The sequence below is a fragment of the Helicobacter salomonis genome (genome assembly GCF_017979425.1).
GTDB classification, from domain to species: domain Bacteria; phylum Campylobacterota; class Campylobacteria; order Campylobacterales; family Helicobacteraceae; genus Helicobacter; species Helicobacter salomonis.
On sequence record NZ_JAERIS010000005.1, the window covers coordinates 19,161 to 35,410 of the forward strand.

Consider the following 16,250-nt stretch of genomic DNA (forward strand, 5'->3'; position numbering starts at 1 on the left):
GCCATTGTAACTAATTTTTGCTTAAGTGTTTGAGTAATTTCAGCATTTAAATACGCCGATTTGACATTAGTGAAGAGAGGTTTTTCTCTTACACAGATACATGGCAATCACCTTGTTTGCCACCATGTTGCGCTATAATGCCTTCCATATTTTTGAGGGATCGACTCTTGGAGTAGGAGCTGGATGCTAGAGAGACAAAAATACACCTTTGAGATTAATGGGGACGGGAGTTTTACCATCCAAAATCGCAAGGGCGAGGTTTATTACTTAGGTTGTAACCCCTATCTTTCTATCCGCGATCAAGATAACACCCTCAATCCTAAGTGTGCCAAATTTTTGCCGGATTTGTAAATGAAAAATATCCTGGATCAACTTCTCTTGTTTTTGCAAACTCAGGGTGCACAAAGGGGCTTTGAGCGTTTTGTAGTGGGGATGAGCGGGGGGGTAGATAGCGCGTTAGTGGGTGTGTTATGCCAAAGAGTCTTGCCTACGCACGCGCTTTTAATGCCTGCTACCCACACTTCCAGTGCTACAGAAGATGCGATCGCTCTGTGCAATCACTTTAATATCCCTTACACGCAGCGCCCCATCGCGCCCTATGAAGCGTTATTCAAAGCCAATAACCTTGATGTGAGTTTGGGGCGTGTGGGCAATTTCTGTGCACGCATGCGCATGGCTTTGCTCTATGATTTTTCTATGGAAATTAACGCGTTGGTGGTGGGCACGAGCAATAGGAGCGAAATCATGCTAGGGTATGGAACGCTTTTTGGGGATTTGGCATGGCTAATTAACCCCATTGCCCACCTTTTTAAAAGCCAAGTATATAGCCTAGCCCAAGCCCTAGAAATCCCCCAAGAGATTTTAAGCAAACCCCCCAGCGCAGACCTCTATAGCGGACAGAGTGATGAGGCAGATTTGGGTTTTAGTTACACCCAAATTGACCCACTCTTGCAAGAAATCAGTGCGCGCTGGGAAAACCCGGTACACATTGATGCTGGCGCGCTATGTGCTCTAGGATATATGCCTGACTTGGTGGCAAGCATTGTAAGTAGAGTGCAAAAAAACGCCTTTAAGAGCCAACCTCCTAGTTTTCTATGACTTGGATTGAACGCTATTTTTACACCCCTACCAGGGGGCAGAAACTCTTAGCCTACATGCTCTTGCCCGTTTCGCTCATTTATGGGGGCATTGCCACCCTCAAGCGCGCCCTAGCCCCCTATGAGGATTTGGAGATTCCTATTATTAGTATAGGTAACCTAGTAGTGGGAGGGAGTGGCAAAACTCCCTTTATTTTAGAATTGGGCAAGATTTTAGAACCCTTGCATGTGGGTGTAGTTAGTCGGGGTTATGGACGCACTTCTAAGGGCTTAGTGGTGGTGAGTGAGCGCGGACACCTCTTAGTAGAGCAGAGAGAAGCTGGGGATGAAGCGTTTTTGTGCGCCAGTCGCCTAAAAGCTAGTGTGGTGGTGAGTGCTGATCGCAGGGCAGGCATTTTAAGGGCTAAAGAGTTGGGCGCGCAGGTGATCCTATTAGATGATGGGTTTCGCTTTAACTTTAAGAAATTAAATATTGTGCTCAAACCAGAGCGCGCGCCTTACTTTGATTTTGTGTTGCCCAGCGGGGCATATCGGGAGTTTTTGCGTGGCTACAAACAGGCGGATTTGCTTTTACAAGAAGGAAAAGATTACACCCGTCAAGTGTGGGTGAGTAGCCCCAGTCCTAGAATGCTCCTAGTAACTGCCATTGCTAACCCCAGCCGTTTAGATTCTTACTTGCCCGAAGTGGTGGGCAAACTCTATTTTAAAGATCACGCCTATTTTGACCAACAAACCCTGCAAAAGGCATTTAGGGCGCACAAGGCGACTTCTCTACTGGTTACCACCAAAGACGCGGTTAAACTCCAAGATTGCTCTTTGCCTTTGAGTATTTTAGAGCTGAAATTACAGATTCAAGCCCAGCATTTACAAAACATCTGCGACTATGTGTGCCAGATACAAGCAGGGCTACAAGTCTAGTATTTAGGAGGTTTTCACCAACTCAACCACTAGCGAGGCACCGAGGGGGAGGGTTTGCAAGCTTAAATAAGTGTGTTTGCCCTTGTAGGTGAGCTGCGCGCTTGATTTTGAGTTGGCTAGGCTGTAGCGGCCCTCTAAGATCAGAGTGATGGGATTGGTGAGTTGTTGAGTGGGGTCAGCAATGCTGAGTTGTAGGTGGTGCTGGGTTTTGATTTCTAAAATGGAGAGAGGTTCCTTGAATTGTAAATCGCCTATTTTAAGCCAGCCAGATTGGTATTTATTAATGGCCAGCAGGTTTTTGGAAATGAGACGCAAGGCGTGGACTTTAGGATTTTGAGCGATGATCTCAATATCTTCCAATGGGTAGTTTTGCACTTCTTGAGGACTAAATTGAGGCAAGACTAAGTAAGCGTAAGAAGCTTGTTTGGGTGGATGATGAATAATTGCCTCTAAAAAGGGGGCTTCTAGGGTGCGCGTACTCCTGCCTCCAATGTCTGCATAACTTCCCTGTCTTGACACCTTGTCAACAGAAACCTGCATGTCTTGTAGTAAAACATAACCGATGTTGCTGTGCTTAATTGGATTGCTAAAGTTGAGAGTATCTCCTTTTTTTGTCAAGCTAGCACTCTGTTGGAGAATTTGCGCATTGGTATAGATTGCATTTTGGGGACTGATTTTGCGATTATCCATGGCTGTGATTGTGGGTTTAGGGCTTTGCACGCTACCCAGTGCTACCATGGCATTGCCCATAAGCAAATAGGATTTTTGTGCCCTAAAACCCACCTTTTGCAGATCCATACCCACAAAGCCGTATATCCCATTAGAGGCTCCACCCGCCCAAGACTGCAACCCCAAATTACCCCGTCTTTGAAGAACTTCTTCCTGACCTTTTAACTCGGTAGTGCCGGGCAATTTGGTGGGATTGACAAGGGGCCAAAAGTCTATAAATGCATTGGCATCCCCATAAATATAACTCATTCCATCGCTGCTATCAAAACCCTTGAGATTTTCACCATTCATGGTTTCGTAGTTTAAGATGCGATTTGAATGCAGGGCAAGCACGATTTGCCCCCCACGCGTGCCCCTTTGGGCGGCTCGATCCATCGCTCCAAAGATTTGCACAGGTTTTAAGGATAGGGGAGGGAAGTTTATTGCGGCAATGCGTGCTAGGATTTTTTGAGAGATGGTATGGCTAGTGTTGATTAGATTAGGTTGAGATTTAAGATTTTGAGCGATCAAATTCTGCAAGAGGTTTTTATAAGGACTAGGGGCGTGTTCTGAGAGGATGGCTAGAGCCTCTATCAAACCCTTGGCCCTACTGAAATCATTTTCACGATCGCGGCTAATACTCCTGCCACACACCGAAGCGTTTAAGCCCCCCTGAATGAGAAAGTAGGGATAGGATTTAAGCACACTCGCATAAAGCCCGGGATCGATGAGGTTTTGGCTAAAGGGAGTGTGTTCGAGCACGACCATAAACTGGGCTAAACCTTTTAAAAGCACTATCCCATACGACCCATTTGAGGGGACATGTTCGTGCTGAATAAACGACCCATCTGCATAAAAGCCATTGCCTGCATGCACGATTGTAGACGCGCTTTTCACCGCCTTTATGGCCGCTAAAATCTGGTTTGGGTCCTGTTGTACTACCCCCCTAATAAGTCCAATGAAAGCGGTGTCCACCCGATTAGCCCCCTGACTCTCTCTGGCCCTAGGATTGGTGCTACTACGCGCACCCACGCTCAAGCCAGAATATCTAGGGTCTGGTTGATAATAGGCTTGGGCTTGCAATAAGGTCGTTTGTAAAGGGGGAGGAATGGAATCGCCCATGATGACTAAAATTTCATTGAGAGTTTTAGGAATGCCAATTTCCCAGGGCCACCAATTACCCACCTCCATCCCCTCCACAGCATAATACCTAGCAAAAATTTTCAAGCCCTCTAGGATACTCGTTTTAAGACTGATATCTCTGTAATGTGGACTCTGAGGGTTGGCGTAGAGTTTGGCTAAATCCGCAAGTCCTTTTAGACTGCCATGCAGCTGCTTGACTTGCGTGAGGTCAGGGTATTGACTAAAAATCACAGTAGAATTTAGGGCAAGGGAGCGCATAGCCCGCTTACCCTGCTTAATGTCTTGTTCCGTAAAATCTAAGAGATACTGCCTGAAGTTGGTTTGCATATAGCGGATTTGCGCGCTAGATGGCGTGCCCGCTTCTAAAAAACACCCACATACAACCCACAGCATCGCGGTGAGCGCGATACTTAGTCGTGTTAAAATCTCAAGCATAAAAGCACATTCCAGCTGTTATTATATCCATGTATCCGTGATAATAAACCTAGCTGAACAATCCCCCCAAAAAACCCTACACCTACTCAACACCAGCTAACTAGCCTGTGCCAAGTGTCCTACTTAGACTTCTGGCTTTTCCACCAAGAGATGAACCACTACTTAGCCCTTGCGTTTTTCTACAATTTCCTTAGCGATGTTAGCAGGTACTTCACCATAATGGTCAAATTCCATCGAATAGGTGCCCCGACCTTGGGTGGCAGAGCGCAGATCGGTGGAATAACCAAACATTTCCACCAAAGGCACAAAAGCATTCACGATCTTAAGCCCTAAGCGATCCTCCATCGCGTTGATCTGCCCTCTGCGGCGATTCAAATCCCCGATCACATCGCCCATATATTCTTCAGGCACTTCAACCTCGACCTTCATCATCGGCTCTAAAAGCACAGGGTTAGCCGCTCTGCAAGCCTCCTTAAAAGCCATAGAACCAGCAATCTTAAAGGCCATTTCCGAAGAGTCTACTTCGTGATAACTTCCATCATACAGGGTAACCTTGAAATCCACCACTGGGTAACCCGCCAAAACCCCACTCTGCATCGCTTCTTGGATTCCCTTATCCACCGCAGGGATATACTCTTTGGGGATCACGCCCCCGCTGATTTGGTTCACAAATTCATAGCCACTTCCAGGCTCTTGGGGCTCAAGCTTGATAAAGACATGCCCATATTGCCCGCGCCCGCCAGACTGCTTGGCGTATTTATGCTCTTTTTGTACCTCGCTCCTAATGGTTTCCCTGAAAGCCACTTGAGGCTGACCCACTTCCGCCTCGACTTTGAATTCTCTTTTGAGACGATCTACGATGATCTCTAAGTGCAATTCGCCCATGCCTCCAATCAAGGTCTGCCCGGTTTCCTCTTGGGTCATCACTCTAAAGCTGGGGTCTTCTTCGGCAAGTTTGCCCAAAGCCACGCCCATTTTCTCTTGATCAGCCTTAGTTTTAGGCTCAACAGCGATGTGGATCACAGGTTCGGGAAATTCCATGCGCTCTAGCACCACGGGGCTCTTTTCATTACAGAGCGTGTCCCCTGTCAAGGTATCTTTGAGTCCTACAAAGGCGCAAATTTCGCCTGCGTAGACTTCCTTAATATCCTCGCGTTTATTAGAGTGCATTTTGAGTAAACGACCCACCCGTTCTTTTTTATCCTTAGTGGAATTATAAATATAGCTTCCTGATTCGAGTTTCCCACGATACACCCGCACAAAGGTGAGTTGCCCTACAAAGGGGTCGGTCATGATTTTAAAAGCCAACCCAGCAAAATCGCCTTCGTCCCCAGATTGCACCTTGATCTCTTCTTCACTCTTGGGGTCTACTCCCTTGATATCCGCTACTTCTGTGGGAGCAGGTAGGTAGTCGATGACGGCATCTAGCAAGGTTTGCACGCCTTTATTTTTAAAAGAGGAGCCACAGAGCATAGGAATGAGCGCCATGTTCAAGCACCCGACTTTAATCCCATGCTTGATCTCTTCCACGCTTAGGGCCTCTCCACCCAAATACTTCTCCATCAAAGCTTCATCTTGTTCAGCTACGGCCTCTAGGAGTTTATCGCGGTATTCTTGAGCTTTGACTTGCAGATCGCTAGGGATGTCCTGCACATCGTATTTAGCCCCCATTGCCTCGTTGTTCCATATAATGGCTTTCATGGCAACCAGATCGATCACGCCCTGAAAAGTGTCTTCTGCGCCAATGGGGATATTGATGGGTATGGGGTTAGCTTTCAAGCGCTCTTTGATTTGGTTTTCCACATTGTAAAAATTAGCCCCAATGCGATCCATCTTGTTCACAAACACAATGCGGGGCACGCCGTATTTATTGGCTTGCCTCCACACGGTTTCACTCTGGGGCTGCACCCCTCCTACTGAACAAAACACCGCCACTGCACCATCGAGCACACGCATAGAGCGCTCTACTTCAATGGTGAAATCCACATGCCCGGGGGTGTCGATCAAATTAATTTGGTGATCCTGCCAAAAGCAAGTGGTGGCAGCTGAAGTGATGGTAATTCCTCTTTCTTTTTCTTGTTCCATCCAGTCCATTGTGGCTGCACCATCATGCACCTCGCCAATCTTATGACTGACCCCAGTGTAAAACAAAATACGCTCAGAGGTAGTGGTCTTGCCCGCATCAATATGGGCGGCAATCCCAATATTTCTAATTTTTTCTAAAGGAGTTTTACGTGCCATGTATTCCGCCTACCAACGATAGTGAGCAAAGGCTTTATTGGCCTCTGCCATTTTGTGAATCTCTTCTTTTTTTCTAAAAGCTGCCCCTTTATCACTGGCTGCATCCAATAATTCATTAGCCAATTTATCAATCATCATGCGTTCATTGCGCTTGCGAGTAGCTTCTAAAATCCAGCGAATAGACAAGGATTGTTGGCGGGCCGGGCGCACTTCTACGGGCACCTGATAAGTTGCCCCGCCCACACGCCTAGAGCGCACTTCCAATAAGGGTTTCACATTTTCCAAGGCCTTTTCAAAAACCTCAATGCCCTTCTCTCCGCTTTTTTCCTCAATCTTATTGAGCGCTGCGTAGATAATCTTCTCTGCTACACTCCGCTTACCATCATACATCATCTTGTTAACAAACTTGGTGATCACCTTGCTGTTGTAAACTGGGTCGCCCAAAACTTCTCGAATGGGTGCTCGTTTTCTTCTCATCTATTCCCTTTATTTTTTCTTCTCAGCCCCGGCTTTGGCTTTTTTAGCCCCATACTTACTGCGAGAAACCGAGCGTTTATTCACCCCAGCGGTGTCTAGCGCCCCGCGCACGATGTGGTATTTCACCCCGGGCAAGTCCTTAACCCTACCTCCGCGTACAAGCACGATGGAGTGTTCTTGCAAATTATGCCCCTCTCCGGGAATATAGCTAATGACTTCAAATTTACTTGTCAAGCGCACCTTGGCAACTTTCCTAAGGGCAGAGTTAGGTTTTTTAGGGGTTGTGGTATAAACCCTCGTGCAAACCCCTCTTCTTTGGGGGCATTCCACCAAAGCCGGAGATTTGGTTTTCTTAAGGATTTTCTTCCTTTCTTTTCTAATCAACTGGTTGATAGTGGGCACACTCGTCCTTTTTCTAAATTTCTTTCCAAAACCGCCATTGTAGCTTAAACAATCTTTGTTCTATCTTAGTCGTGTTCCTCGACTCTGACACAAACACGCTTATCCTTGTAAAGTCCTGTTCCCACAGGAATCATGCGTCCCAAGACAACATTTTCTTTCAAGTCCTCTAAGAAATCTTTTTTCATCGCGATACTGGCTTCTGTGAGCACCTTGGTGGTTTCTTGGAAAGAGGCTGCTGAAATAATGCTATCGCTTCCAATAGCCGCACGGGTGATTCCCAGCAGGACAGGTTCAGCAATGGCGGGTTCTCCTTTGAGAGTTAAAATGCGCTGATTTTCTTCCTTGAAGTGCTTCTTGCTCACCAAATCCCCCTCGATGAATTTTGTGTCGCCACTATCCAAGATACGTACCTGCCGTAACATCTGTGACACAATGATCTCGATATGTTTATCAGCAATACTCACCCCCTGACGGCGATAAACCTGTTGCACTTCACTCACGATATACTTATGTAACTCTTTTTCGCCACTAATGCGCAGAATGTCATGGCTACTCACCACCCCCTCTGTGATCGCTTCCCCTGCGTGTACAAATTCGTTGGGATGCACCAAAATCTGCTTGCCCTTGTCCACGAAATATTCTACGCTCCGCCCATCATGGGAAGTAACCAACACGCGTTCCTTATTGCGGACAGCCTTACCAAAACTCACCACACCATCTATTTCTGAAAGAATGGCGGTGTCTTTGGGTTTGGATTTGCGCGCCTCGAAGATATCCGAAACGCGCGGCAAACCCCCCGTAATGTCTTTAGATTTAGCGGTGGCTTTAGGAATTTTGGCCAAGACATCAGCCACTTCCACTTCCGTACCCTCAGCAACCACAATAGAGGTCTTAGGTTCTAAAGAGTAGAAAACTCCCTCTCCTTCCTCCCGTTCGATATAAAGACGGGGTTTGAGATCGCTGGGGACATGTTCATTGACTGTCGTGGAAATAGCCCCTGTGTTTTCGTCCTCTTTGGTGCTAATGCTCACACCTACAATCAAATCTACAAAGCGCACCACACCCTTTACATCTGCAATAACAGGTGTGTTATAAGGGTCCCATGTGGCAATGAGGTTTTTCGCTTCTTGATTAGCCTCAACTAACAAAGTGCTCGCTTCCACGGCACTATTGTCCTGGGTTCTCACAATTGAACCGCGCGCGATGTAGTGACGAATTGCCTCCTGATCGTTTTCATCGGCCACAACGGCAAAAAGCCCCTTTTCCTCTACCACATCGCCTACTTTAATCTCTCGAGCACGCTCCAGATGATCGCCCACCAAGTTGTAGTATCTCACAACACCTTTTTCTTTAGCGGTAATATTCTGTGTAATCGGATCGTTGTCGTTAATGGCGATCTCACTGGCATAAGGGATGCGGTTAGGCACATTCCAGCCATCTTTGATAATATCTGCGATACTACCCCCCTGGCGTACCACATGGTCATTATCATAAGGCAAATAAATCTTACCTTCAATTTTACCGCTCACGCCGGCTAACTCATTGGGTTTAGCCACATCGCTTTTGCGTAATACAAAGCGCACCTCTTGCGATTCGCCCACCACACGCATCATCACTTCTTCATGGCTATGATCAATTTTTAAGATTCCATCAAAAGGAGCTTTGATCTTGGGCTCCACCACTAAAATTGCCGCATTGCGGCGGTTGATGATGATATTTTTCCCCTCTTTATTGCGATAGGTTTTCACATTGAAGAAACGCACAAAGCCCTCGTTATTCGCCACGATCTCACGCTCTTCTTGACTCCTAGAAGCTGTTCCACCCACATGGAAAGTTCTCAAGGTCAATTGCGTGCCCGGCTCCCCAATAGATTGGGCGGCCACCACCCCAACAGCTTCTCCAGGTTTGACCATTTTGCCCTCACCCAAATTCAGACCATAGCATTTCGCACACACCCCCTTATGGGCTTTGCAGGTAACAGGAGTGCGAATGGTAACGGATTTGATCCCCGCTTCGATGATTTTTTTTGCCTTTTCTTCATCAATCAGGGTATCGGTGTTAAGCAAAATTTCATTGGTCAGCGGATCGATGATGTCCTCTACCAGAATACGCCCAAAGATGCGCTCCTCCAAGGGCTCAATGAGTTCACTCCCCACTGTAATATCCGTGATCTCAATACCCTCATGCGTGCCACAATCCTCTTGCACCACCTTAACATTTTGGGCCACATCAATGAGTTTACGGGTGAGATAACCGGCTGTGGCAGTTTTAAGTGCGGTATCGGCTAACCCTTTGCGTGCTCCGTGCGTCGAGTTAAAATACTCTAACACATTTAGGCCCTCTTTAAAGTTGGAAATAATAGGAGTTTCAATGATAGAACCATCTGGCTTAGTCATCAGACCACGCATGCTGGCGAGTTGTCGGATTTGAGCGGCTGAACCCCGTGCGCCCGAATCAGCCATCATGTAGATGGAGTTAAAGCCCTCTTTGTCCTGAGCGATGGCTCCCATCATCTCTTTACCCATCAATTCATTGATTTCACCCCAAATGTCAATGATCTTATTTGATCGTTCTTGGTCGCTTAGATTTCCCGCTTCAAATTGCCCCTGGATAGACTTGACTCTCTCTTTGGCTTCTTCAACCATACGTATCTTATGAGTTGGAGTGATAATATCGTCCATGGAAATGGAGATGCCTGCTTTGGTAGCATATCTAAAGCCCAACATTTTCAGATCGTCCAAAAAGCGCGCCGTCTTACCAATCCCGCTCTCTTTATGGACAAAATCCACTAGAACCCCAATGTCTTTCTTTTTCATCACCCTGTTCCACAAGTGAGGGGGCACGAAGTCTGGTAAAATGGACTTGAGCACCAAGCGCCCAGCACTTGTGTGCAGAACATGATGGCCTTGTAGCACGCGTACTTTGGCATGGATATCCAACTCCTTAGCATCAATGGCCGTGAGGACTTCATGCACACTCGAGAAGAGCTTATGCTCTCCTAGCACACCGCTTTTTTCCAACGAGAGATAATAGAGCCCTAACACCATATCCTGGCTGGGCACTGCCACCGCTTTTCCGCTTGCAGGCAAGAGAATATTCATGGAGCTCAACATCAAGACTTTGCACTCCGTGATCGCCTCTTGACTAAGGGGCACATGCACGGCCATCTGGTCGCCATCAAAATCGGCGTTAAAAGCCGAGCACACCAAAGGATGTAGCTGAATGGCTTTACCATCGATGAGTTTTGGGTGAAAAGCCTGAATAGATTGCTTATGCAAAGTGGGAGCGCGGTTGAGTAAGACGGGATAGTTGTGCACAATTTCTTCTAAGCATTCCCAAACCTCATTGGTTTTTTGCTCGATCATGCGCTTGGCTTGTTTGAGGGTTGTGGCAAAGCCTTTCTCCTCGAGCTTAGAGAGCAAATGGGGTTTAAAGAGCTCTAAAGCCATTGTCTTGGGTAAGCCACATTGATCCATCTGCAAATTGGGTCCCACCACGATCACACTACGGCCTGAAAAATCCACTCTCTTGCCCAGCAAGTTTTGGCGGAAACGCCCCTGCTTGCCCTTGATGATCTCAGAGAGGGATTTAAGGGGGCGTTTGTTTGCCCCTTTAACCGCATTGGCATTGCGCCCATTATCAAAAAGCGCATCCACACTTTCTTGCAACATGCGTTTTTCATTGCGCACGATGATTTCAGGTGCACCCAGCTCCATCAAGCGTTTCAAGCGCTGGTTACGATTGATCACGCGGCGGTAAAGCTCGTTGACATCGCTCACAGCAAATTTACCCCCGTCCAAAGCGACCAAAGGTCTTAAATCTGGAGGCAATACGGGTAGAGCAGTGAGCACCATCCACTCGGGGCGATTGCCTGAATTTAAAAAGCTTTCCACCACTTTAAGCCGTTTAATGAGTTTCTTTTTCTTGGCATCTGAATTGGTTTCTTTGATCTCATCTTTGAGGCTTTTGAGTAAAGAAACTAGGTCTAACTCCTCTAAGAGTTCCTTGATCACTTCACCCCCCATGTGCGCTACAAAACTACTGCCCTCATAATGGCGCGCGATGCTCTGGAATTGTTCTTCATTCAAGATATCGTATTTACAAACCGGTCTGGTGTTTTCACTATCGTAAAAGGCTTCCCCGGGTTCTTGCACGATATAGGCCTCGTAGTAGAGTACGCGCTCTAAATCCTTCATTTTAATGCCCAAAAGTGTGCCAATACGACTGGGTAAGGAATTGACATACCAGATATGCGCTACTGGGGTGGCCAGCTCGATATGTCCCATGCGAAAAGATCGCACCTTAGAGCTGGTGATTGCCACGCCACATTTCTCACAACTCCCAATGGTCTTATAACGGGGTTTTTTGTATTTCCCACACAGACATTCATAATCCTTGGTAGGCCCAAAGATTTTCATACAAAAGAGACCATCGCGTTCAGGTTTGAGAGTGCGGTAATTGATGGTTTCGGGTTTTTTCACCTCCCCATAGCTCCACTCGCGAATTTTATCTGGGCTAGCCAAAGTGAGTTGAAAAGAGCTAAAATCTCTAGGGCGTTCGTCTTCTTTAATGGCGATGGGTTTGGGCGCACCAAGCTCATCCACATCATCTCCAAAAATATTCACATCCAGCCCTAAAGACTGCAGCTCTTTGGTCAACACATAAAAGGTTTCGGGAATTTCAGACTCACCCACATGTTCGCCCCGTGCCACGGCTTTATAAGCGTTCTCGCGCCCCTTGATATCATCAGACTTCACCGTGAGCATTTCTTTGAGCGTGTGTGCTGCGCCATAGGATTCGAGTGCCCATACCTCCATTTCCCCGAAGCGTTGGCCTCCAAAGAGTGCTTTACCTCCTACGGGTTGTTGGGTGACTAAAGAATAAGGTCCCGTGCTTCTAGCATGCACTTTCTCATCTACTAGGTGATGAAGCTTGAGCATATACATATAGCCTACATTGACCCGCTCTTTCATCTTTTCGCCCGTGCGCCCATCATAGAGCTCCACTTTGCCATCAGGATCGATCTGGGCTAGTTCAAAGAGGCGTTTGAATTGCTCTTCGCTAATGCCCTCAAAAACGGGGATAGCAAATTTTACACCCGAGCTCCAATCACGCGCGTAGGCAAGTAAGGTCTCATCCGAGCAACTTTCTAGCATTTTAGCCAGAGTGTCATTTTTGATATTGACTGCATGGGCAATTTCGAGCATCTTGGCACGCAACTTAGTTAGCATATCCTGAGTGTGGTCTTTTAAAAGCATGTCAATTTGCGCACCCAGTTGTTTTCCCACTAACCCTAAATGCACCTCCAAGATTTGCCCAATATTCATACGGCTTGGCACACCTAGAGGGTTGAGCACAATATCTACAGGTTCTCCATCGGCAGTGTAGGGCATGTCAGCAATGGGCACGATGTTAGAAACAATTCCCTTGTTGCCGTGTCGTCCAGCCATTTTATCCCCCACCTTGAGCCTACGCTTAGTAGCGATATAAACCTTTACCTTTTTGATTACGCCATTGGGTAGAATATCGTCTTTTTCCAAGATGGATAGTTTTTCCTCATGCTCCTCTCCCAAAATTTTCTTTTGCTCCAAGAAGTTGGCTTTGATATGTTCAAATTGATCTTGAATGTCTTTTTTGTATTTTTTGGCTAGAGAAGCTAATCCAAAGCGATTGATTTCCATCACCACCTCTTTGGGGATTTTACCGCCTTTAGGGTAAGTGGTATCGTTGAGTGTGGTGCTTTCTTGCAGAGGTTCCTTAGAAAACAAGGCGCTAATTTGCAAGAGCTCTTCGCGATTGAGCATAGTAAGACGATCGTAATGCTCGATGTCCAGCGCGGCTTTTTCATCTTCATAAGCACTGATTGCGCGCGCGTCTTTCTCATATCCTTTCTTAGTCAGAATATGCACTCCAATCACAATGCCTTCTAAAGAAGGAGGGCAGTAGAGCGATTTATTCACTACATGCCCGGCCTTATCCCCAAAGATAGCGCGCAACAAACGCTCTTCAGGCGTGCTTTTCATCTCTCCCTTCGGGGAGACCTTACCCACTAAAATCATGCCCGCACTGACATAGGTGCCTATTTTGACAATCCCGCCACTGTCTAAATGAGCCACCTCTTCTTCCTTAACATCAGGAATGTCTGGAGTAAATTCCTCAATGCCGTGTTTGAGTTCGCGTGCCTCGATCTCTTTTTCGTAGACATGCACTGAGGTGAACACATCATCCTTAGTAATTTTTTCGCTCACCACAATAGCATCTTCAAAGTTGTACCCATTCCAAGGCATGAAAGCCACACGGATATTCTTGCCTAAAGCCAACTCACCTCTGTCCATGCTAGGACCATCGGCGATAATTTGCCCCGCCTCCACACGATCACCTACCTTCACAATGGGATTTTGGTTAAAACAAGTGTTTTGGTTGGTGCGTAGATTCTTCTGCAACAAGTAGGCATCAATGTAGGTTTGTTCCCCTTCTCCTAAAATGTAAATATTTTTCGAATCGACCTTTTCCACCACCCCGCTGCGCGCTGCTTTGACACTCCCCCACGAATCGCGTGCCACAATGCTCTCAATCCCAGTTCCCACAATAGGGGCTTGGGCTTTTAAAAGGGGGACAGCTTGGCGTTGCATGTTAGTGCCCATGAGCGCGCGGTTGGCATCGTCATGTTCTAAGAAAGGAATCAAGGACGCCGCTACCCCCACGAGCATGCGCGAACTCAAATCCATCAAAGTTACTTTGTGTTTTTCGCGCATGACAATTTCCCCACCCACGCGTGTTTCAATAAAATCATCTAAAATATTGCCCTGCGCGTCTATGCGCGTACTTGCTGGGGCAATCACCTGGCCTTCTTCTTGTATAGCCGTGAGATACACCACTTCATCACTCACTCTACCATCCACTACCTTCTTGTAAGGGGCTTCGATGAAGCCAAGTTCATTTACGCGTGTGAAAGTAGAAAGCGTGTTGATCAATCCGATATTCTGCCCCTCAGGAGTTTCGATGGGACAAATGCGTCCATAGTGTGTAGGGTGCACATCTCTGGCTTCAAAGCCTACACGATCCTTGACTAGTCCCCCTTCACCCAAAGCGGAGAGACGGCGTTTATGCGTAACCTCAGAGAGCGGGTTGGTTTGGTCCATAAACTGCGAGAGCTGTCCGCTCATAAAAAACTCTAAAATGGTGCTTGTGATCATCTTGGAATTGACAAGGTCATGAGGCATGAGTGCGTCTAATGCGCTATTCATGGTGGTGAGTTTATCCTTGATGGTTTTTTGCATTTTCATCAAGCCTTCATGCAACTCGTTAGCTAAGAGCTCGCCCACCGCACGGATACGGCGATTGCCTAAGTGATCGCGATCGTCAATTTGCCCCTGTCCATTCTTGATTTTGATTAGGTATTTCATGGTGGCGATGATGTCCTCATGGGTGAGCACGGTAACATAATCGGGCACCTTCACATGTAATTTGTGATTCATCTTCATGCGCCCTACACGCGTCAAATCGTAGCGCTCAGGGTCAAAGAAGAGTTGTTGCACATAAGCCTTAGCTACATCAGGAGTCACTGGATCACCCGGACGCATAACCTTGTAAATGCGCACCGCGGCCAAAGCACTCTCATCGTCGATCTTTTCACTTTGTTTGAGCAAGCGCAGGGCATCTGCATCGCCTAAAAAAGAATGAATCAACGCAACATCATGGCCTAGCGCCAAATCGTTAGCAATCAAAAATTCGCACACCCCCGCTTCATTGAGTTTTTCTAATTTAGAATTTTCTAGCAGAGTAAGACTATCGAGCAGCATTTCTCCCTGTGCATCTACAATGGGCTCAGCCAAGTAGCGGTTGCGCAAAATATCGTTGGGATATTCCACCCATTCGATCCCACTCTCTTTGAGCTCCTTAGTCTTTTTGCTGCTAACCTTTTTGTTTGCAGCGACCAAGAGATTTCCCTGGGCATCCTTGATGTCAAATTCAATTCTTTCACTGAGGTTAATGCTCTCAAAGGGGATAAAGTATTTGCCTTGTTCATAGCGTACTTTCAAAAGCGGGTAGAAAATACGGATAATATCCTGTTTACTATAGCCCAGTGCACGGAAAAGGATGGTAGCAGAAACCTTACGGCGCTTGTTGATGCGCACATGCAAAATATCTTTAGCGTCGTATTCAAAATAGAGCCATGACCCGCGATCGGGGATAATTTGGCCTGTGTAAATGAGCTTGTTAGCGCTGGTGGTAGATTTTTCTTCTTTGAAAATCACGCCCGGACTTCGGTGTAGTTGATTGACAACCACCCGCTCTACCCCATTGATAATGAAAGAAGTGCGATCGGTCATCAAGGGGATTTCACGGATAAAGATACTTTGTTCTTTAATATCCTTAGCCCCCAACTTCTCCCCGGTTTTAGCATCCTTTTCCCATAAAATCAGACGAATTTTAATTTTCAAGGGCACGGAATAGGTGATGCCCCGCTCCATGGCTTCGCGCACAGTATACTTACCTTTGCCGTATTCACAATCTACATATTCCAGACTGACACGGTTTTGGGTATCGTGAATAGGGAAGACGGTTTTGAAAACCCGCTCAATCCCACTTTCACGCCCCTCTTTGGGGTAGAGAAACGCCTCGTAGCTGTCTTTTTGCAACAATAGCAAATTGGGAACTTCCAACTCCTGAGTCAATTTAGTGAAATCCGCACGCAAGCGGTGCGCTAAGGCTGAATATTGCATGTTGAACCTTTGTGGGATGTGTAAAGTTGGCATTGTAGATAAATAGTCACACGCATTTACCTAAAATGTCTGCTTTAGCAAATACGCATGGAAATCCCTTGAA

The 16,250-nt window shown here is 46.7% G+C and carries 8 protein-coding genes; 3 read left to right on the forward strand and 5 right to left on the reverse strand.

Features of this window, described 5'->3' with window-relative positions; all coding sequences use genetic code 11:
• Positions 1-183: 183 nt before the first annotated feature.
• From KCO92_RS01970 to KCO92_RS01980, 3 genes are read left to right on the forward strand one after another with little or no spacing between them, the layout of a single operon-like run.
• Positions 184-351, forward strand: a complete 168-nt coding sequence (locus tag KCO92_RS01970; RefSeq protein WP_158653021.1) for a hypothetical protein — start codon at positions 184-186, stop codon at positions 349-351.
• On the forward strand, positions 352-1,098 hold the full coding sequence (gene nadE / locus KCO92_RS01975) for an NAD(+) synthase (RefSeq protein WP_104696029.1): 747 nt from the start codon (positions 352-354) through the stop codon (positions 1,096-1,098).
• Positions 1,095-2,015, forward strand: a complete 921-nt coding sequence (locus KCO92_RS01980; RefSeq protein ID WP_104696028.1) for a tetraacyldisaccharide 4'-kinase — start codon at positions 1,095-1,097, stop codon at positions 2,013-2,015. The genes nadE and KCO92_RS01980 overlap by 4 nt, the downstream gene beginning before the upstream one ends.
• A gap of 3 nt (positions 2,016-2,018) precedes the next feature.
• On the opposite strand, the gene KCO92_RS01985 is transcribed toward KCO92_RS01980, so the two are convergent.
• The 5 genes from KCO92_RS01985 to KCO92_RS02005 form a co-directional block, all read right to left on the reverse strand.
• Positions 2,019-4,301, reverse strand: coding sequence for a polysaccharide lyase family 8 super-sandwich domain-containing protein (locus tag KCO92_RS01985; protein ID WP_233710506.1), 2,283 nt, complete (start codon positions 4,299-4,301; stop codon positions 2,019-2,021).
• A gap of 162 nt (positions 4,302-4,463) precedes the next feature.
• Positions 4,464-6,542: an elongation factor G gene (gene fusA, locus KCO92_RS01990; RefSeq protein ID WP_104696027.1), complete on the reverse strand. Its 2,079-nt coding sequence runs from the start codon at positions 6,540-6,542 to the stop codon at positions 4,464-4,466.
• A 9-nt stretch (positions 6,543-6,551) separates the two neighbouring features.
• A complete protein-coding gene (gene rpsG, locus KCO92_RS01995) occupies positions 6,552-7,019 on the reverse strand; it encodes a 30S ribosomal protein S7 (protein WP_104696026.1) in 468 nt (155 codons plus the stop codon).
• A gap of 9 nt (positions 7,020-7,028) precedes the next feature.
• The gene (rpsL, locus tag KCO92_RS02000) at positions 7,029-7,421 is read right to left on the reverse strand and encodes a 30S ribosomal protein S12 (RefSeq protein WP_013468810.1); all 393 of its coding nucleotides are present in this window, start codon (positions 7,419-7,421) and stop codon (positions 7,029-7,031) included.
• Positions 7,422-7,486: 65 nt separating this feature from the next.
• The gene (locus KCO92_RS02005; RefSeq protein ID WP_104696025.1) at positions 7,487-16,147 is read right to left on the reverse strand and encodes a DNA-directed RNA polymerase subunit beta/beta'; all 8,661 of its coding nucleotides are present in this window, start codon (positions 16,145-16,147) and stop codon (positions 7,487-7,489) included.
• Positions 16,148-16,250 lie beyond the last annotated feature (103 nt).

Coding starts and splice junctions, on each gene's coding strand:
- KCO92_RS01970 (WP_158653021.1), top strand. CDS start 184: ATGCTAGAGAGACAAAAATACACCTTTGAGATTAATGGGGACGGGAGT.
- nadE (WP_104696029.1), top strand. CDS start 352: ATGAAAAATATCCTGGATCAACTTCTCTTGTTTTTGCAAACTCAGGGT.
- KCO92_RS01980 (WP_104696028.1), top strand. CDS start 1,095: ATGACTTGGATTGAACGCTATTTTTACACCCCTACCAGGGGGCAGAAA.
- KCO92_RS01985 (WP_233710506.1), bottom strand. CDS start 4,301: ATGCTTGAGATTTTAACACGACTAAGTATCGCGCTCACCGCGATGCTG.
- fusA (WP_104696027.1), bottom strand. CDS start 6,542: ATGGCACGTAAAACTCCTTTAGAAAAAATTAGAAATATTGGGATTGCC.
- rpsG (WP_104696026.1), bottom strand. CDS start 7,019: ATGAGAAGAAAACGAGCACCCATTCGAGAAGTTTTGGGCGACCCAGTT.
- KCO92_RS02005 (WP_104696025.1), bottom strand. CDS start 16,147: ATGCAATATTCAGCCTTAGCGCACCGCTTGCGTGCGGATTTCACTAAA.